Origin of the sequence: Campylobacter sp. RM9333, from assembly GCF_020137705.1 — a bacterium.
Lineage (GTDB): Bacteria > Campylobacterota > Campylobacteria > Campylobacterales > Campylobacteraceae > Campylobacter_E.
In genome coordinates this window covers 17,807-36,927 of the sequence record NZ_JACGAY010000007.1, presented here as the reverse complement: position 1 = coordinate 36,927, position 19,121 = coordinate 17,807, and the positions used below count along the sequence as shown (strand labels likewise).

Here is a 19,121-nt window from a genome sequence, read left to right as displayed (position 1 = left end):
GAATTTTTATTGTTTATTTGCTATACTAAACCATAAAAGTTGTTTTATATTTGGAGCGATAAATGTATTCTAAGCTGATAGAGTTTATAAAAAAATCATTATATTATTTGTTTGTACTTCTTTTTGCATTAATAATTTTAATGATTGGTATTGTTTCTATGGCGATATATAATTTTTTTCAACCTTACGATTATAGTGATTTTGTTAAGGTAACAAAGGAATTAAAAAAAGTTGAAGAAATTTTATTAAAGCAAGGATATAAACCATATTATGATTTTGGTGATAAAAGAACATATAAGGTAAATTACAATGAACTTGGATATGGTTGCATTATTGATGAGTTACAAAAACAAAAATACGCTATTCAAAATTTTTTTGTGAGATACCTACAAACGCATTTAGAAAAAATCAATAATTATAAAAGTATAGATAAAATAAAAGAAATAAAAAAATTTAGCAAAGATTTATTAAAAACTTCACAAATCTATGAATTTAATTACGAGCTAACAATTGATGGTTTTGAGCATTTTTATGATAAAAATTCTTTTATTTTTAAAGATGGAAAATTATTTGTAAAATATTATTACTTTAATTTTAATAATAATTTGCTTGAAGAAAATTATGAGTTTTTAATAGATGATTGTGGTTATATTGAGCGTATGTAGTAAAAGAGTTAGTATGAAAGTAATTAATAATTGTTAGGATTTTAAATGTTTTTTAGAATAGTTAAATTAATAAAAATACTGATATTTGTTATAGGTTTATTATGTTTAATACTTGCTTTGTGTTATTTCGCATTAACTTATTTTATAAGTAATAACACCGACCCATTAAAAGAATTTAATGAACTTAAATCAAAATTATATAGAATTGAAGCAGACCTAAGTGAGAATAATTTGAGCTATTATGATTTTAATACTGATAAAACTTATAAAATAGATTATAATAAATTCGGCTATAAGTGTAGAATTGAATACCTAGAACGACAAAAACTCGCTATAAAAGATTATTTTAATCGACATGCAAATGTAGAAAAATTAGAAAAAGTTCAAAATTATAAAAATATAGATGAAATAAAAGAAATAAAAGAATTTAGCAAAGAATTATTAAAAACTTCAAAAATAAATAAATTTAATAATGAGCTAGTAATAAAAAATGATAAATATTTTTATGATGAAGCTTCATTTGTTTTTGAATCTGAAAGATTGTTTGTGAAGTATTATTACTTTGATGAAAATAATGATTTTAAAGAAGTTAGTGAAGAGTTTTTCATAGATAGTTGTGGTTATATTGAAAATAGATATAAAGCAATAAGTTCTAAAGGTAGATTTAGGTTATAAAAACTATAAATAATTTATAAATATTATTTATAGTTTTAAATGAATAAAATTATTTTAAAAGATTTGATAATTTATCTTTAACTTCGTTTGAGTTTAATTCTAGTTTTTCAAGTGTTTTACGAGCTCTAAATTCTACCAAATTATCATCAAGTTTTTTACCCACTACAATAGCATAAGGTGTGCCTATTAACTCATAATCACTCATTTTTACACCAAAACGCTCATTTCTATCATCTAATAAAGCCTTAATACCATTAGCCAAACAATACTCATATATATCATTTGCAAACTTAACTTGCTCTTCATTTTTAATATCTGATATTATGATTTGTAATGTAAATGCTGAAATATTTTTATCAAAAATAAGCCCATAATCATCATTATTGCATTCAGCAATTACTGCTAAAAGCCTGCTAATTCCTATACCATAACAACCCATTATAAAAGGTTTTGCCTTGCCATTATTATCAAGATAAGTTGCATTCATAGCACTTGAATACTTATCGCCTAATTTAAATATATGCCCTACTTCAATGCCTTTTGTAATTTTTAAAGCTTTATTGCACTTATGGCATTCATCATTTTCTTTAACCAAGCTTAAATCATAAAAACGCTCTTGTAAAAAGCTAGTTACCTTAAATCCTACATAATGATAGTCTTTTTCGTTTGCTCCACAAATTAAATCGCTTTCATTTTCTAACTCGCTATCTATGAAAAATCTAACAGGACAATCCTTAAGCCCAATAAATCCTGGAACTAAATTAGCTTTTATTAATTCTTCTTCACTTGCATCTACTAAATCAAGTGCATTAGCTGCATTTAAAGCCTTAGTTTCATTTAGCTCATCGCAACCTCTTATAAAATATACTATGATTTCTTCTTTATCTACATATATTGCTTTTTTTGCTACTGCTTTTATGAAATTATGCTCTTTGCATTTAAAGAATTTAGCTAAATCTTCTATGGTTTTTACATTTGGAGTGTGAAATTTTGCAAAATCAGCTTCTATTTCTTTAATAAATTTTCTTTTAGCTCTTTTTGCTGTTTCTATATTAGCACAATATCCACATTCACAAATAGCCAAATCATCTTCTCCACTAGGACTAATTACCATAAATTCTCTTGAACCACTTCCACCAATTGCTCCGCTATCTGCTTCTACAATCGCATAATTTAACCCTAATTCATCAAAAATTTTACAATACGCTTCTTGCATATTTAAAAACTCAGCTTCTAAAGACTCAAGCGAATCATGAAAACTATAAGCGTCTTTCATAATAAACTCACGAGCCCTAAAAAGTCCAAATCTAGGTCTTGCTTCATCACGGAATTTAGTTTGAATTTGAAATAAATTAATAGGCAATTGTTTATAGCTTGTAATTTTTCCACGCACAAGTGCAACTATTGCTTCTTCTGCTGTCGGACTTAGGATAAAATCATTTTCTTTTCTATCCTTAAACCTTAACAATTCTTTACCAAATTTAGCACTTCTTCCACTCTCATCCCAATAATTTAACGGGCATACAAAACTAAGATTTAAATAGTTTGCTCCTGCATTTTTCATATGCTTAATTACAATATTTTTAATATTTTCTAATACTTCAAGCCCTAATGGTAAATAACTATAAAGTCCTGAGCCAAGTTGCTCTATATAAGCTGCTCTACTAAGTAAAATATGACTTTTTAAGATAGCATCTCTTGGTGCTTCTTTTGTCGTTGGTGCGTATAATTTTGAAAATCTCATTCGTTTTCCTTCACATTAAATAAATAATTTAAACTTTGCGTTTCTAAACCTTCATCATCAATATTTTTAAGTCTTATTGTAGGTTCGTGCAAATAAGACTTCATAACTTGTTTTGCGAATTTCAATGCTTCTTCATTATCACTATTTTTTAAATAACCTTTCTTAATTGCTATTTCTAATTCTTGATTTATGATTTCATCTGCTCTAATTCTCATAGCTTTTATTATAGGAGTTACTTGAATTACATTTAAATCCTTATAAAACTCATTAACCATTTTTGCAACTACACTAAAAGCAATTTTTGCTTCTTCATCTTTAAATTGCATATTTTTCTTAACTATTTCATTTAGACTATCAACGCTAAAAACTTCTATCAATTCGCTATTTTCAAGCTCAATATCTCTTGGCACAGCAATATCAAAAAAATACCTTTTAAACTCAACCGGACTTATAATATCTTTAGTAATTATAGGTTCATTTGAACTAGTAGCACAAAATATAAGCTCATAAGAATTTAAAATAGAGATTAAATCTTCATAATCTAAGCATATTAAATCTAGTTCATTTGCTAGTTTTAAAGCATTTGCTTTGGTTCTTGAAATTATCGCAATATTTCCTTTTGTATGATTTAGCAAGTGTTTTGCAGCTAATTCTATCATCAAACCACTTCCTATTAAAAGGATTTTTTTAGTTTTAATATCACAAATCTCTCTTGCTTTTGCTACTGCAACAGAGCTTACTGATACAGAGTTTTTTGAAATAGCGGTTTTATTTCTAACCATTGCAGCACATTTAAAAGAATAATTAATCGCTACTTCTAAATTAGGAGAATAATTAGCACTTTGCAAGGCTTGTTTTAATTGACCTGTGATTTGAGTTTCCCCTATTACAAGGCTATCAAGTGAACTTGAAACACTAAAAAGATGATGAATAAACCCACTGCCTTCGTAAATATCAGGAGAATTTTTGATAAGTTGCTCATCAATCTTACAAATTAAACATAAGCACTTTATTATGTATTCATAAACACCCACTTGGTTTTCAATATAACACATTATTTCTATTCTATTACAGGTGCTTAAAATCACGCATTCTTCTATGTAATCATTAGCTAAGATTAATTTATAAATTTCTTTTTTCTTAAATTCATCACTTAAAGCTAGTCTTTCTCTTACTTCAATACTTGTATTTTTATGAGTAAAACTAACGCTAAAATAATGCATCAAAACTCCCTAAAAATCATTTTTTTAACGATTTCTTTTAATTCATCGCTACTTGCGTATTTTAATGCAAGTTCTCCGTAATTTTTAGCTTCATTTATACTTGCATTTATTAAATCGTATTTTAAAAATTGCTCTTTTATCCACGATAATTCATCTTTACTTAAAGTCTTACAAAAATAAGACCTTAGCCTTGCTTTATCATCGCCTTGCAATTTTTTATCTAGCATAATGTATGGAAGAGTAACTTTGCCTTCTTTATAATCATTTAGATTTGGCTTTCCTAAAGTAGCTTCATCTTGAGTAATATCTAAAATATCATCAACTATTTGAAAGGCAATTCCTAGATTTTTACCAAATTCTTTATAGTCATTAGCGTTAGGATAATTAGCTAAAAGTGCTGCTGCATATGCACTTGCTTCTATTAATGAAGCAGTTTTTTTATAAATCATTTCATAATATTTGCTCTCATCTTCATTAAAACTTTCTCCAAGCTCTACATCAAGCAATTCGCCACTACTAAGCAAGGCAACTGCACGACCAACACAGGCTGCTATTTCACTTTTAAAAGAGCATAAATTATAAAACGCAATTGAATATAAAATATCGCCTAGCATAATAGCAGTTTTATCGCCATAAATTGCATTAATACTTGGAGCATTTCTTCTAGTTAGTGCTTCATCTATTACATCATCGTGCATAAGTGATGCTAGATGAATACACTCAATTACTGCACATAATTTATAAGCTTCATCACTAACTCCAGCTATTTTTAAAATCAGTTTTGAGCGTAATCTTTTGCCGTGATTTACCTTGGCTAAATACTCATAAATACTAGGATGCTTTAACTCTTTTATAAATTCATTTATATAAAAATCTATCTTTTCCATACTACTTCCCTTTTAAATTCTTATTAAACTCAATATCTACTCTTCCATCGTTATCAATAACTAAAACTTTTATTTTAGCTTTATTATCTTTAAAATCCTTAAATTCTAAAAAAAGTGTAACTTTATCAATGCTAGGATTTTTGTAATTAGGCAAAATTTGTTCTTTAACAAAATCAAGCCCCCTTCTAAGAGATAATACATATTGTTTTCTATAATTTTTATAATCTTTAAAATTAGTTAGCAAAATCAAATTCGTATTATCAAAATGCGTCCATCTAAAGGCATATTTTTGCCATTTTTCTTCACCTTTAGGACTTATGAAAAACCATTCTAATTCATCTTTTTTTAAAATATATTCTTTTTCATAAGCAAAATTAGGCACACCCGCAAATAAATTAATACTAAAAAAAATCAGTATTAAAAATCTATAATATTGTTTGGACATTCTTTATGATAAACCCCAGCTGCGTCATAATATTCATTACAATCTTCATAATAATGAAGCCTAATTCCATCTTTACTAGCACACGAGCTAAAAATAATAGCTATTAAAACAATCAATTTTTTCATGCTATCAACCATTGAAATAATTTTTTAAGCTCTTCACTTTCACTTCTTCTATTTTTATGCTTTTTTCTCCATTCATAAGGATTTTGAGCGTTTTTATCTATCCATAAGCCTTTTAATTCTTGTCTTGCTTTTAACTCATCGCTTTTATACATATTTGTATAATAAGAATACGCCCAAGCACAACCTTGCTGAACTACATAGCGATTTATATCTACCTCATCTAAATATACAATTGCTATGGTTCTTTTATATTTATCTTTGCCTTTGATTTTCAAATCAACCTTTTTGCCAATTATTTTAGAAGACAAAACCCTAGTACAATATGCACCAAAATTCTGACTTGTTTCAGGTGCGTCAATGCCATATAATCTAACTTTTGTTTTTTTCTTGCCTTTTCTTACTTGAATAGTATCTCCATCCATTACTTTTGATACAAAATACTCTCCTGCAAATAGATTAATACTTAGCAAGAATATCAAAACAAATCTCATTATTTAGCTCTTACAATTTTATTTAAAAATGTGAAATTTTCTTTAATTTTAAAATCACTTTCAATAGATTTTGCTAATTTTTCTAAAGAAGATTTAAAATCATCAAATAAATAATTAGCATAAGAACCTGGATTTGGATTAATCTCATTTAGATAAATCTCATTATCTTTAATAAAAAAATCGCATCTAATTAAAGCACCTTTAAACAACGGCAAATAAAGTCTAGTAAAAGCGTCTTTTAATTTATTTACTAACTCATCATTAAGTTTTACTTCTTCTATTTTTTCTTGTTTAAAGCTTAGATATTTTTGGTCAAAATCTAAATGACCATTTTTCTTAGGCTCTTCAATCTTTGAAAATACAATTTTTTCGCCATCAAAAAATCCTGCTAGATTTACTTCTTGAATATTTTCAATAAAAGGCTCTGCTAAAATCTTGTCATCAAATTCATACGAACTATCATACGCATAAGCAAAATCTTCTTTATTTTTTACTATATTTATACCTATACTACTTCCAAGCCTAGCTGGTTTTAAAATAACAGGTAGTTCAACCTCATCATTTTTGCTTTCTAATAATTTATAAGCAATTGTTTTAACCCCTACTTCATTTGCATAAAGTTTAGTTAAATGTTTATCAAAACTAAGCACACAAGCAGCAGTTCTAGGGCCTATGTATTTTATATTATAAAAATCAAACATAGAGGCTAATTTCCCATCTTCGCCATCTTTTCCATGAACTATATTAATAGCTATATCAAATTCTACTTTTTCTTCGCCTAAAAGCTTTTTAAGATAAAAGCCACCTTGTTTTAATACTAAAGGCTTAAGGTTTTTAAAACCGCCTTTTGCAAAATAATTTGCATTCATATTATTTTTATCTATTAGATAAAACTCATTATCAAAACTAACATAAATAAAAATTACATCATCTAATAATTTTGCCACAGTTACAGCACTTACTATGCTTATTTCATGCTCGTAAGAATTCCCACCAAAAACCATTGCGTATTTCATTTATTTTCCTTAACTTAATTTTTTAAGAGCTAGTTTTATTACTTCGCTAACACTATTTGCATTAATATCTTTTAAAGCTTTAATCACAGCTTCTTGTTTAAAGCCTAAAGCAAGTAAAGCTTCACTAGCTTCGTAATAATAATTATTCTCCGCACTTATTCCTAATTTGATTATTTTATCTTTTAATTCTAATATTAATCTACTTGCACTCTTAGCACCAATTCCTGGAGCTTTGCATAAAGCTTTTGCGTTTTCATTAATAATAGCACTTTGCAAACTCGCTACATCCATTGATGATAAAAGTGCCATAGCACTTGTAGCACCTATGCCATTTACTTTTATTAAGGCTTCAAATAATATTTGCTCACTTTCATCTAAAAAGCCATATAATTTATTTGAATCTTCTTTAATAATTTGAGTAATTAATAAAGCTACTTTATCTCCTTTATTAATCCTAGCAGCACTTAATAAGCTAAGATTTATTCCATACCCTACTCCATAAGTTTTTAAAATTATAAACGCAGGAGTTTTTTTAATAACTTCACCTTCTAAATAAACTATCAATAATCTTCCTTTTCTTCCATAAATTCATCTTCGTAATTTTTAACTTCTGTTCTTTTTAGCTTTACTATTTTTGCACTTTCTTCATCACCTATCATAACTCTTTCTAATTTTAAACAATATAAATCTTCATATTCTTTAGTATTATAAGTTAGTTCAATATCAGGATAAAGTAATTTGAATTTAATTTCATTTAAATTCGCCCATCTTTTAGTATTTATAACCTTTGCTTCATAGACTTTATTTTGCAATCTTTTTAAATCATCTTCTAAATCTTTATGCTTATCTTTAAAATCTTTTAATTTAGTAATTAAATCATTATATTCAAGCACAACATTTTGGTAATCTCTAATTTTTTGCAAAAATGCAGTAGGTGGAATAATATTACTTTGTTTCATCTCTGCTAATCTTTGTTTAATTTGCATAATACTATCTTTATTAGCGTCTATGATTGATTTTTTACTATCTATAATTTTTGGTAAAGATAATAGATTTTTATTTACTTCGGCTAATTGACCTAAAGTTTTTTCAAGACTTTTAACAATTATTGGAGATTTACTAGCACTTACTAAGAATTTGTTATTTTCTCCTAAACATTCTTTAACAACTGCAATATCACTAACTTCTATAGTTGTATTAGTTGTAAGCGTGTCTATCATTACTTTATTTGCTATGATTTTACCGCCTAATGCGTGTTTTACTCTTACATTTTTTCCTATAATAACGCCATTTTCAAGCCTATTTACTTCTATATCTTCGCCTTCGCAATAACCCCTATGCACTTCTATATTGATTTTTTTTGCATAAATCTTACTTTTTGAATGAGTTTGTCCGCCTATATTTGCAATTTTTGCTTTTACTACTGAATTTTGAGCGATATTTCCTTTTACATTAAGTGTGCTTACTTCTATACTAAGATTTGCCCCTACTGCGTCTTTTAAATAATCTTGTTCATCAACATTTAAAGTAATATCTTTATTAATACCTGCATCAATTGAACCTGTTGTTTTAAATTCCACAGCTTGAACGCTAACACTATCTTTTATATCATACAATTTATCTCTATAAACAAAAGTTACATAGCCATTTATATTTGCATAATACTTTATACTCAAATCATCTTCAAGCATTCTAATATTTTCACTAACTTTAAAATCAGGCTCACTTATAATATTAGAATTAGTAGCGTTAATGATATTTCCTTTTAAATCCTTACCATTAACAGCCTTTATTGGTTTAATAAATTCAATTATTAATTCATCTTTACTAATAGCATTTATAAAACCACGCTGAGAATAATCAATTTTAGCATTTTCATCTACTTTTTTATCTTTATAATAAAGCTTGGTTTCTGAATTAATAGCATTAATTGGCTCAATCCCCTTAGCTAAAACTATACTAGCTTCCATAATTTGCTTACTTTCAAATGCCTTTAGCATTTTTACAAGCTGCTCTTGAAAAGTAAATTCTCTAATGCCTAGTAATAAACCTGCTTTTATAAATTTTTTATTAATTAAATCTCTAATATTTTCTATATATTCAGCAAATTCTATTTTATCATCATAATTTATAGCACTAAAATTTGCTACTACCTTAGTAAGATTTTTATTTGTTCCTATCTTAAAATCAATTAATGGAACAATATTATCTATTATTTCTATTTCATATATTTGTTTAATTTCCATATCGTCATTAAAGAATTTATCATCGTTAAATACTTCTAATTCGTGTTCTAAAAGGGTTTGAGACATTCCATCTTTAGTAATTATTGTCTCATAATGAAGAACCTTAAAATCTAAATTATTTATATCTTTTCTATATCTATTTGCATAATTTGTTAATTCATCATAAGGTTTATCTGTTTTGATTATGTATTTTTCCAAATTGTAAAGCCTTTATTTTTTTTCGTTAATATACCTAAAAATAAATTAAAAAAGTAAAATGAATGAAACAAGAACTAATAAAAAAATATTTTTTCAATATTTTTGGTATTTTAATATCAAGAATAAGTGGCTTTTGTAGAGATTTTTTACTAGCTAGATTTTTAGGGGCTAGTATTTATTCTGATATATTTTTTATAATGATAAAGCTTCCGAGTGTTTTTAGAACTTTATTTACCGAAGGCACATTTAATCAAAGCTTTTTACCAAATCTAGCCAAAACTAATCGTAAAGGCGAATTTTGTGTAAAGATACTTATAATTTTTATAGCTATACTTAGTTTAATAGCCTTAATTGTTTTTATGTTTTCTAATATCTTTACTAATCTAATAGCCTATGGTTTTGATGATGAGATTAAAAAAATATCAGCACCTTTAATCGGGCTTAATATTTGGTATTTAGTGATTATTTTTTGTGCTTCGTTTTTTGCGTCTTTACTTAATTATAAAGGTAGATTTTTTATAACTAGCATAAGTGCTTCTATTTTTAATTTTGCCTGTGTAGCAGCTCTTTTAATATTTAAAGATTTAGAAAAATTACAATTGCTTAAAATGATTACTTATTTTATTTTAATAAGTGCTTTTATTCAAGTAATTATTTTAATGATTGCTTTAAAAGATAATAAAATCTTTCATTCTATGATAATTTATGTAAAGAATTTAAATCATAAAAATAAAAAAACTTCTCTTAAAGGCTTTTTTAAAAATTTTAGCTCATCTTTAATTGGCTCATCAAGTTCGCAATTAAACTCATTGGTTGAAATTGCTCTAGCTAGTTCATTAGCTCACGCAAGTATTTCATATCTTAATTATTCAACTAGACTTTATCAACTCCCATTAGCCTTAATTGCTATAGCTTTTACTCAAGTATTTTTCCCAAGCTTAATTGTTTATATTAAACAAGGAAAAATTCAAAATGCTATTTTAAGTATTCAAAAAATATTTGAATTAATGCTACTTTTATTAATACTTGCTGCATTAACAGGCTATATTTTAAGCGAAGAGATAATTAAACTCTTATTTGAGCGTGGAGCATTTACAAATGAAAACACACTTGAATGCGCTAAAGTCTTAAGACTTTATATATTATGTATAGTTCCACTTGGAATTTCAAAATTATTTTTAGCTTGGATAAATGCAAATTATTTACACTCAATTGCTGCTAAGATTTCAATAATATCTTGTTTTATAAGTATAATTGCAAGTTTATGTTTGATAAAAGATTTTGGTATTTTAGCCTTTTGTATAAGTGCTAATATTTCTGCTTGGTTTATACTACTTGCTTATCTTTTTGTATTTTCTTATGCTAGATTTTTTAGTATTTTAAGACCTAGCGTTTGCTTAGGAATTATCTTTATTAGTGTAATATTTGCTTATGTTTTAATATATTTAAAAGGATTTTTAAATGCAATTTTTTAACTCACAAACTAGAAAAAAAGAAGAATTTACATATAAAAATGAATGTATAAATATATATGTTTGCGGTCCAACCGTTTATGATGACGCACATTTAGGCCATGCAAGGTCAAGCATAAGTTTTGATTTATTAAAAAGAGTAATTAAAGCAAATGGTTTTGAAGTAAAATTAGCGAAAAACTACACAGATATTGATGATAAATTAATCAAAAAAATGAATGAAAGTGGCAAAAGTCTAGCTGAAATTAGCGAAACTTATATTAAAAGTTATGAAGCTGATATGAAAGCTTTAAATGTTTTAGAGCCTGATATTAGCCCAAGAGCAACTGAATATATTAATCAAATGATTAGTTTTATTGAAAAATTGCTTGAATTAAAATATGCTTATAGATTAGATGATGGAATATATTTAAATACAAGTTTAGATAAACTTTATTTAAGTATTTCAAACAAACCTCAAGATGATACTATCTCAAGACTTGAAAATGAAGTAGATAAAAAGAATGCAAGTGATTTTGTATTATGGAAATTTGATGAGAATTATTATAAAGCAAGTTTTGGCACAGGTCGTCCTGGTTGGCATACTGAATGTGTTTGTATGATTTTAGATATTTTTCCTAAATTACACATTCATTGTGGTGGGGCTGATTTGTTGTTTCCACACCACGAAAACGAAGCTTGTCAATGTCGTTTAGCAACTAAAAACGAACTAGCTACTTTTTGGCTACATAATGGCTTTGTAAATATTAATAACGAAAAAATGAGTAAAAGTCTAAATAATAGCTTTTTTGTAAAAGACGCTTTAAAAGAATTTAGCGGAGAAACACTTAGATTTTATTTACTAAGCACTCATTATAGACAAGATTTTAATTACACAATTACTGATTTAAAAGCTTCTAAAAAACGCCTTGATAAAATATTTAGAGTGAAAAAAAAGCTTAATTTAAATGAACTAGATTTAAAAACAATAGCACCTAATAGTGAGCTAAAATCAAAACTAATTGAAGCTTTAAGCGATGATTTAAATACTTCAAAAGCACTTGCAATTGTAGATGAATGGGTAAATTATGCAAATACTATAAAAGCTAATGATGAGCTTAAAAATGAGTTTTTAGCTATTGTTGAATTATTAGGAGTTGGAGTGATTAATCCTAATGAATATTTGCAAAATTGTGATGAGAAATTCCGTATTCAAATTCTAAAATTAATTGATGAAAGAAATGAAGCTAAAAAAAATAAAGATTACGCAAAAGCCGATAGTATTAGAAATGAATTAAGTAATTTAGGCGTAAGCATTCAAGATAGCGCTAATGGTGTTGATTGGGAGATTTTATGAATTTAAAAGAAATAGAAAATCAAAATGTATCCCAATTAAAATTATCTTATGTATTAAAAAGGTTTAAGCACTATTTTAAAGATTATAAAATAAGATTTTTTCTAGCAATAATAGGTATGATTTTAGCTTCAGCTGGAACTGCTGGTAGTGCTAAGATTATTGAACCGATTTTAAATAAAATCTTTGTAGAAAAAGATGTAACATTATTATATATCTTACCTTTAGGTGTGTTTGCTTTATATTTTATAAAGAATTTAGGTCTTTATATGCAAACAATTAATATGGGTTTTATAGGTATAGAAATTACAAAAAGACTAAGGCAAAAAATCCTAAAAAAAATCATAGTAATGGATATGAAATTCTTTCAAAAACACCCTAGTGGAGAGCTAATATCACGCTCTTTAAATGATATTGGAAGTCTTCAAAATGTGCTTACTAATTTCATTCCTGATATTACAAGAGAAATAATTACAACCTTAGGCTTACTTTATGTAGTGATTTCTCAAAGCCCAAAATTAGCTTTTTTTGCATTTATTATCTTACCTGCTGCTATGCTTCCTATTAGATATTTCATAAAAAAACTAAAAAGCATAGGAATAGCAACACAACAAAATTATGCCGAGCTTACTTCAAGACTAAATGAGATTTTAGGCAATATTGAGCTAGTTAAATCATCAAATGCTGAAAAATTAGAACTAGAAAAATACAAAAATAGCAATGAAAATGTAGCGAAATTAATCTATCGTGGAACTAAAATAAATGCCTTTACAAGCCCTATTATGGAAACTTTTGGTGCTTTAGGCGTATCGGCAACTATAATAATAGGTGGAATGGAAGTTATAAATGGCTCTATGCAAATAGGCAATTTTTTCTCATTTTTAACGGCTTTATTTTTAATATATACTCCTGTTAAAAGAATTACAAGTCTTTATGCAAGTCTTCAAACAAACTTAGCGGCTAGCACAAGGACTTTTTATTTACTTGACCTTGAGCCAGAGATTAAAGGTGGAGATGAGAATTTAAATCAAGAAATTAAAAGCCTAAAATTACAAAATGCTAGTTTAAAATACGATAATAAATTAGCTTTAGATAATGTTAGTATAGAGTTTAAAAAAGGCGAAATTACCGCAATTATAGGAAGAAGTGGTAGTGGAAAAAGCTCTTTAGTAAATACTATTTTAAGATTTTATGAGCTAAATTCTGGAGAAATTAAAATAAACAATAACAATTATAAAAATTATTCACTAGATAGCTTAAGAGAAAAAATAGCAATAGTTACACAAAATATTTATTTATTTAGCGATACTATTGCAAATAATATTGCTTATGCAAATGAATTTGATGAAGAAAGAGTTATTAATGCTTTAAAACTTGCAAATGCTTATGATTTTATAAGTGCTATGCCTGATGGAATTTATACTAAACTAAGTGAAAAAGGTAATAATTTTAGCGGCGGCCAAAGACAACGCCTAGCACTTGCAAGAGCGTTTTATAAAAATCCTGAAATAATAATTTTTGATGAAGCAACAAGTGCTTTAGATAATGAAAGTCAGAATTTAATATCAAAAAGCTTAGTAAATATTAAGCAAGATAAGATAATTATTCTAATAGCACATAGATTAAATTCTATTGCAATTGCTGATAATATTTTGATTTTAGATAATTCTAAAATGGTGGGATTTGGAAACGATAAAAGCTTAGAAAATAATGAATTTTATAAAAAATTAAAAGAAAAATTTGAAGAATGTTAAAAGAGATAAAATGAATATAGAAAGTAAAGTATTAAAAAATGGCTTAAAAATTTATGCCGTAAATCTAAATGATAATTCAGGTGTAGCTAGTGTAAATATCTTTTATAAAGTAGGCTCAAGTTATGAAGAATTAGGCAAAAGCGGTATAGCACATTTGCTAGAACACCTATCTTTTAAAAGCACAAAAACTCATAAGGCTGGAGAATTTGATGAGATAATAAAAGCATTAGGTGGAGTTAATAATGCTTGCACTAGTTTTGATTACACTCAATATTATGTAAATATCGCAAATATTCATATTAAAAGGGTTTTAGAATTATATTCTAGTATGATGAGTGAGTTATTGTTTAATAAAGATGAGTTTTATAAAGAAAGAGATGTAGTCCTTGAAGAAGAGAGATTAAGAGTAGGAAATGATGCTTTTGGGTATTTATATAATGCTATTTATAATTACGCTTTTATAAAGACTAGTTATCATTGGACGCCGATTGGATTTGCTGATGATATAGCAAATCTTACACCTAAAATTGTAAAAGAATTTTATACTAAATTCTATGCACCAAATAATGCTTGTATAGTAATTAGCGGAGATTTAGCTAATATTGATATTTTTAGTATGTGCGAAGAGATTTTTAGTAAAAAATCAGCAAAAAAAATCACACAAAATAAAGTATATGAACCAGATAGAACAGGTCTAAAAGAAATAGAACTTAGTTTTCCTAATCTAAATTCTAATATTTTTGCTTGTGCTTATAAAATACCTGCATTTAATCACGAAGATTTTGAGTATTTAAAGGCTATTTCAATATTTTTAAATCTTGATAAAAACTCAATTATAAAAAATAAAATGATAAATGAATATAATCTATGTGCTGATTTGGACTTTTACGCGCAAAGCTCTAAGAATGAAAATTTATTTATAATTTTTGGAGTTTGTAATGATTTAGTAAATACAAAATCAGTAATAAAGCAACTAAAAAAATTAATTAATCAAACAAAATTTAATAAATTTGATACAAGAACAATTTATAATCAATTAGAATTAAGCATAAATCAAGTAAAATCCAACCCAAGTGCTTTAGCGAGTGGAATTGGTAAATTTGAATGTTTTGGAGATGTAAATGTATTTTTAAATTCTCTAACTTCAAAAGAATTAGATTATAAAATTTTAAACCAAGTTTTTAAAAAATATCTAAAAGATGACAATTTAACTCAAATAATTTTAAAGGAGAAAGTATGAAAAAAGAAATAATAGGTGCAATGACAGCTTTAATAACACCATTTAAAAATGATAAAATTGATGAACTTAGTTATGAAAAGCTAGTTAAAAGACAAATAGCAAATGGAATTGATGCCGTAGTTCCTGTTGGAACCACAGGAGAAAGCCCAACTTTAACTCACGAAGAGCATAAAAGATGTATAGAAATCGCAGTAAGTGTTTGTAAAGGAACAAATACTAAGGTTTTAGCAGGTGCAGGTTCAAACGCAACTCACGAAGCAATATCTTTAGCAAAATTTGCTCAAGAGTGTGGAGCTGATGGGATTTTAAGCATTACTCCATATTATAATAAACCTATGCAAAGTGGATTATATAAACACTATGAAGCTATTGCTAAATCAATTGATATTCCTATTATGCTTTATAATGTTCCAGGAAGAACAGGTTGTGAAATAGCTAGTCAAACTATAATTGAACTTTTTAGAAATTGTCCTAATATTTACGGAGTAAAAGAAGCAAGTGGAAATATAGATAAATGCGTAGATTTATTAGCAAACGAGCCAAAACTAAGACTTGTAAGTGGAGAAGATAGTATAAATTATCCTATTTTAAGCAATGGTGGTAGTGGTGTAATTAGCGTTACTTCAAATCTTTTACCAAATGAAATTGCTAATTTAACTCACGAAGCTTTAAAAGAAAACTATAAAAATGCAAAATCTATTAACGATAAACTTTATAATATAAATAAGATTTTATTTTGTGAGAGCAACCCAATTCCAATAAAAGCAGCAATGTTTATAGCAGGATTACTTCCTAGTCTTGAATATCGTTTGCCACTTTGCGCTCCTAGTAAAGAAAATCTAAAAAGAATAGAAGAAGTTATGAAAAATTATGATATAAAAGGATTTTAATGCAAGAGATTAATTTTAAAGATAAAGTATTAGTAATAAGCGGTGGAACTCGTGGTATAGGTAAGGCTATTGTGTATGAATTTGCAAAAGCAGGTTGTAATGTTGCATTTACTTATAATTCAAACGAACAAATCGCACAAGAAATCGTTGCTGATATTGAAAAAACTTACAAAGTTAAAGCTAAATGCTATCCATTTGATATACTTGAGCCTGAAACTTATAAAGATTTATTTTTAAAAATTGATGAAGATTTTGATAGAGTTGATTTCTTTATCTCAAATGCAATTATTACAGGTCGTGCAGTTGTAGGTGGATATACTAAGTTTATGAAACTTAAACCTCGCGGAATTAATAATATCTTTACAGCTACCGTTAATGCTTTTGTTTGTGGTGCTCAAGAAGCAGCTAAGAGAATGGAAAAAGTTGGCGGTGGAAGTATTATTTCAATTTCTAGCACAGGGAATTTAGTTCATATTGAAAACTATGCAGGTCATGGGACAGCAAAAGCTGCTGTTGAAGCAATGGCTAGATATGCAGCAACTGAATTAGGCGAGAAAAATATCCGTGTAAATGTTGTAAGTGGTGGTCCAATTGATACTGATGCTCTAAAAGCATTTACTAATTATGAAGAAGTAAAACAAGCTACAATGAATTTAAGCCCATTAAATCGTATGGGACAACCTGAAGATTTAGCAGGTGCTTGTTTATTCTTATGCACCGATAAAGCTAGTTGGGTTACAGGACATACATTCATTGTAGATGGTGGAACAACATTCAAGTGATGAATTTACCTAATCTTTTGGCTAGTGCTAGGATAGTCCTAGCACCAATTTTATTTATATTATTAACGCACTCAAATGTGTTGGTTAATACTCACAATATACATATTTCTTGGATAAATTATTTAGCAGCTCTTATTTTTACCATTGCTTCTATAACTGATTTTTTTGATGGATATATTGCAAGGTCTTGGAATCAAAAAACAATTTTAGGAGAGATTTTAGACCCTTTGGCTGATAAAATGCTTACTTTAGCAGCGTTTTTAGGACTTATGATGATGGGAAGGGTTAATGAAATTCTAGTTTATTTTATATTAGTTCGTGAGTTTTTTATAACTGGTTTAAGAGTTATGATAGTAGCTGATGGGCTTAAAATCGCTGCAAATATGAGTGGTAAAATCAAAACAACATTTCAAATGTTAGCAATTGGATTTTTACTAATGGATTGGTGGGGAAAAGATATTTTATTTTATCTATGCTTTTTCTTTACTATTTATTCTGGGGCTATTTATGTAATAGAATATGCTAAGGCAAAAAAATGAAGAATATAATTCTAACTTTTATTGTTTTAGCTTTTTGCTTTTGGCATTATGGGGCTAGTTTTTTAGGCACTATTTTAATACTTTCTTTTTTGATATTTTTTCATGAATTAGGGCATTTTTTAGCTGCAAAATACTTTAAAATTAGAGTTTTAACATTTAGCATAGGATTTGGAAAGCCAATTTATGTGAAGCATTATAAAGGCACTGATTATCAAATATCAAGCGTGTTTTTAGGTGGATATGTCAAGATGAAAGGTCAAGATGATAGCGACCCTACTCTTAAAAATTATGATTATGATAGCTATTCGGTATTACACCCATTTAAAAAGATTTTAATTCTTTTTGCAGGTCCATTTTTTAACCTACTTTTAGCATTTTTAATCTATATAAGTTTAGGTTTTATAGGGGTTGAAAGGCTTAGTCCGACTATTGGTGCGCTTAGCGAATATGCTGATACAAAACTAAAAGTAAATGATAAAATACTAAAAATCAATGGCACTAAAATTAATAATTTTTACGATATAAAACCACTCGTAAATGATAGTAGTATTAATGTAAAAGTATTAAGAAATAATGAAATTTTAGAACTTGATATTAAAACTTACGAAGGCAAAACTCAAAATATTTTCGGAGAAATCATCACAAAACCACTATTAGGAATTGTGCCTAAAAATGAGACTTTTATAGAATATCATAGAGATTTTAGTGTGTTTGTTTGGGCTTTTAAAGAGAGTTTAGATGGGGCTTTTTTAATCCTTGAAGGTCTTAAAAAATTAATATTAGCTGAAGTTAGCCCTAAAAATATAGGTGGGATTATAAGCATAGCCGACACAACCACAATGGCTACTACACTTGGAATTTCAAAACTGCTAATAATCACGGCTTTACTATCAATTAATCTTGGGATTTTAAACCTTTTACCTATTCCTGTGCTTGATGGCGGGCATATAGTTTTTAATTTATATGAGTTAGTTTTTAAAAGAGAAGTAAATCAAAAAGTATTTATTACACTTAGTTATATTGGAATGTTTTTATTATTTTCTTTAATGATATTTGCTACATTTAATGATATAACAAGAATTATTGAAAACCAATAAATATAATATTTGTTGGTTTTTTAATTCTAATAATTAAAGCTCACTAGATATTGTGCTTAATTCAAATCTCTAATTTACTTACAATATTTTTAATTAAACTAGACTTCTTATTCTTGTAGTTTTTCTTTATATGAGTTAGTTTTTAAAAGAGAAGTAAATCAAAAAGTATTTATTACACTTAGTTATATTGGAATGTTTTTATTATTTTCTTTAATGATATTTGCTACATTTAATGATATAACAAGAATTATTGAAAACCAATAAAGTATTATATTTTATTGGTTTTTTAATTCTAATAA

The 19,121-nt window shown here is 27.0% G+C and carries 19 protein-coding genes and 1 pseudogene; 11 read left to right on the top strand and 9 right to left on the bottom strand.

The genetic code is table 11. The annotated features are described in order from the left end of the window. Nucleotides 1-158: 158 nt before the first annotated feature. The gene (locus AVBRAN9333_RS04100) at nt 159-665 is read left to right on the top strand and encodes a hypothetical protein (protein ID WP_336609472.1); all 507 of its coding nucleotides are present in this window, start codon (nt 159-161) and stop codon (nt 663-665) included. A gap of 45 nt (nt 666-710) precedes the next feature. After that, nucleotides 711-1,340 (top strand): hypothetical protein, encoded by a 630-nt coding sequence (locus AVBRAN9333_RS04095; RefSeq protein WP_336609471.1) that lies wholly within the window; start codon nt 711-713, stop codon nt 1,338-1,340. Between the two features lie 49 nt (nt 1,341-1,389). Here AVBRAN9333_RS04095 and AVBRAN9333_RS04090 read toward each other — a convergent pair whose 3' ends face one another. The 9 genes from AVBRAN9333_RS04090 to AVBRAN9333_RS04050 are packed head-to-tail and all read right to left on the bottom strand — an operon-like array spanning nt 1,390 to nt 9,715. Then, a complete protein-coding gene (locus tag AVBRAN9333_RS04090; protein ID WP_214150443.1) occupies nt 1,390-3,084 on the bottom strand; it encodes a proline--tRNA ligase in 1,695 nt (564 codons plus the stop codon). Further along, the gene (gene hemA, locus AVBRAN9333_RS04085; protein WP_336609470.1) at nt 3,081-4,307 is read right to left on the bottom strand and encodes a glutamyl-tRNA reductase; all 1,227 of its coding nucleotides are present in this window, start codon (nt 4,305-4,307) and stop codon (nt 3,081-3,083) included. The genes AVBRAN9333_RS04090 and hemA overlap by 4 nt, the downstream gene beginning before the upstream one ends. Beyond that, nucleotides 4,307-5,194 carry a polyprenyl synthetase family protein gene (locus AVBRAN9333_RS04080; protein WP_214150441.1) on the bottom strand — a complete coding sequence of 296 codons (888 nt, stop codon included), beginning with the start codon at nt 5,192-5,194 and terminating at the stop codon, nt 4,307-4,309. The genes hemA and AVBRAN9333_RS04080 overlap by 1 nt, the downstream gene beginning before the upstream one ends. 1 nt (nt 5,195) lies before the next feature. Continuing rightward, on the bottom strand, nt 5,196-5,639 hold the full coding sequence (locus AVBRAN9333_RS04075; RefSeq protein WP_214117724.1) for a hypothetical protein: 444 nt from the start codon (nt 5,637-5,639) through the stop codon (nt 5,196-5,198). Next, entirely contained in the window at nt 5,612-5,764 is a 153-nt protein-coding gene (locus AVBRAN9333_RS04070; RefSeq protein ID WP_214119933.1) for a hypothetical protein, read from the bottom strand. Before AVBRAN9333_RS04070 ends, AVBRAN9333_RS04075 begins: the two co-directional genes overlap by 28 nt. After that, nucleotides 5,761-6,255, bottom strand: coding sequence for a thermonuclease family protein (locus AVBRAN9333_RS04065; RefSeq protein ID WP_214117726.1), 495 nt, complete (start codon nt 6,253-6,255; stop codon nt 5,761-5,763). Before AVBRAN9333_RS04065 ends, AVBRAN9333_RS04070 begins: the two co-directional genes overlap by 4 nt. Then, nucleotides 6,255-7,271: a D-alanine--D-alanine ligase gene (locus tag AVBRAN9333_RS04060; RefSeq protein WP_214117727.1), complete on the bottom strand. Its 1,017-nt coding sequence runs from the start codon at nt 7,269-7,271 to the stop codon at nt 6,255-6,257. The genes AVBRAN9333_RS04065 and AVBRAN9333_RS04060 overlap by 1 nt, the downstream gene beginning before the upstream one ends. A 9-nt stretch (nt 7,272-7,280) precedes the next feature. Continuing rightward, nucleotides 7,281-7,835 (bottom strand): Holliday junction branch migration protein RuvA, encoded by a 555-nt coding sequence (gene ruvA, locus AVBRAN9333_RS04055; RefSeq protein WP_214117728.1) that lies wholly within the window; start codon nt 7,833-7,835, stop codon nt 7,281-7,283. Further along, nucleotides 7,832-9,715 (bottom strand): flagellar assembly protein A, encoded by a 1,884-nt coding sequence (locus AVBRAN9333_RS04050; RefSeq protein WP_336609469.1) that lies wholly within the window; start codon nt 9,713-9,715, stop codon nt 7,832-7,834. Before AVBRAN9333_RS04050 ends, ruvA begins: the two co-directional genes overlap by 4 nt. A gap of 62 nt (nt 9,716-9,777) precedes the next feature. On the opposite strand from AVBRAN9333_RS04050, the gene murJ reads away from it, so the two are divergent. From murJ to AVBRAN9333_RS04005, 9 genes and pseudogenes are all read left to right on the top strand, one after another. Beyond that, nucleotides 9,778-11,190 (top strand): murein biosynthesis integral membrane protein MurJ, encoded by a 1,413-nt coding sequence (murJ, locus tag AVBRAN9333_RS04045; protein ID WP_336609468.1) that lies wholly within the window; start codon nt 9,778-9,780, stop codon nt 11,188-11,190. Continuing rightward, complete coding sequence (gene cysS, locus AVBRAN9333_RS04040; RefSeq protein WP_336609467.1) at nt 11,177-12,523, top strand: cysteine--tRNA ligase; 1,347 nt, start codon at nt 11,177-11,179, stop codon at nt 12,521-12,523. Before murJ ends, cysS begins: the two co-directional genes overlap by 14 nt. Continuing rightward, nucleotides 12,520-14,274, top strand: coding sequence for an ABC transporter ATP-binding protein (locus tag AVBRAN9333_RS04035; protein WP_214119930.1), 1,755 nt, complete (start codon nt 12,520-12,522; stop codon nt 14,272-14,274). Before cysS ends, AVBRAN9333_RS04035 begins: the two co-directional genes overlap by 4 nt. A gap of 10 nt (nt 14,275-14,284) precedes the next feature. After that, the gene (locus AVBRAN9333_RS04030; protein WP_336609466.1) at nt 14,285-15,514 is read left to right on the top strand and encodes a M16 family metallopeptidase; all 1,230 of its coding nucleotides are present in this window, start codon (nt 14,285-14,287) and stop codon (nt 15,512-15,514) included. After that, nucleotides 15,511-16,404: a 4-hydroxy-tetrahydrodipicolinate synthase gene (dapA, locus tag AVBRAN9333_RS04025; RefSeq protein ID WP_214117734.1), complete on the top strand. Its 894-nt coding sequence runs from the start codon at nt 15,511-15,513 to the stop codon at nt 16,402-16,404. Before AVBRAN9333_RS04030 ends, dapA begins: the two co-directional genes overlap by 4 nt. Next, entirely contained in the window at nt 16,404-17,186 is a 783-nt protein-coding gene (locus tag AVBRAN9333_RS04020) for an enoyl-ACP reductase (RefSeq protein WP_214117735.1), read from the top strand. The genes dapA and AVBRAN9333_RS04020 overlap by 1 nt, the downstream gene beginning before the upstream one ends. Then, nucleotides 17,186-17,725 carry a CDP-diacylglycerol--glycerol-3-phosphate 3-phosphatidyltransferase gene (gene pgsA, locus AVBRAN9333_RS04015; RefSeq protein ID WP_214117756.1) on the top strand — a complete coding sequence of 180 codons (540 nt, stop codon included), beginning with the start codon at nt 17,186-17,188 and terminating at the stop codon, nt 17,723-17,725. The genes AVBRAN9333_RS04020 and pgsA overlap by 1 nt, the downstream gene beginning before the upstream one ends. Next, complete coding sequence (locus AVBRAN9333_RS04010) at nt 17,722-18,822, top strand: M50 family metallopeptidase (protein WP_336609465.1); 1,101 nt, start codon at nt 17,722-17,724, stop codon at nt 18,820-18,822. The genes pgsA and AVBRAN9333_RS04010 overlap by 4 nt, the downstream gene beginning before the upstream one ends. Before the next feature lie 120 nt (nt 18,823-18,942). Continuing rightward, a pseudogene (locus tag AVBRAN9333_RS04005) lies at nt 18,943-19,086 on the top strand (RIP metalloprotease RseP); the annotation flags it as partial. Between the last annotated feature and the right edge of the window lie 35 nt (nt 19,087-19,121).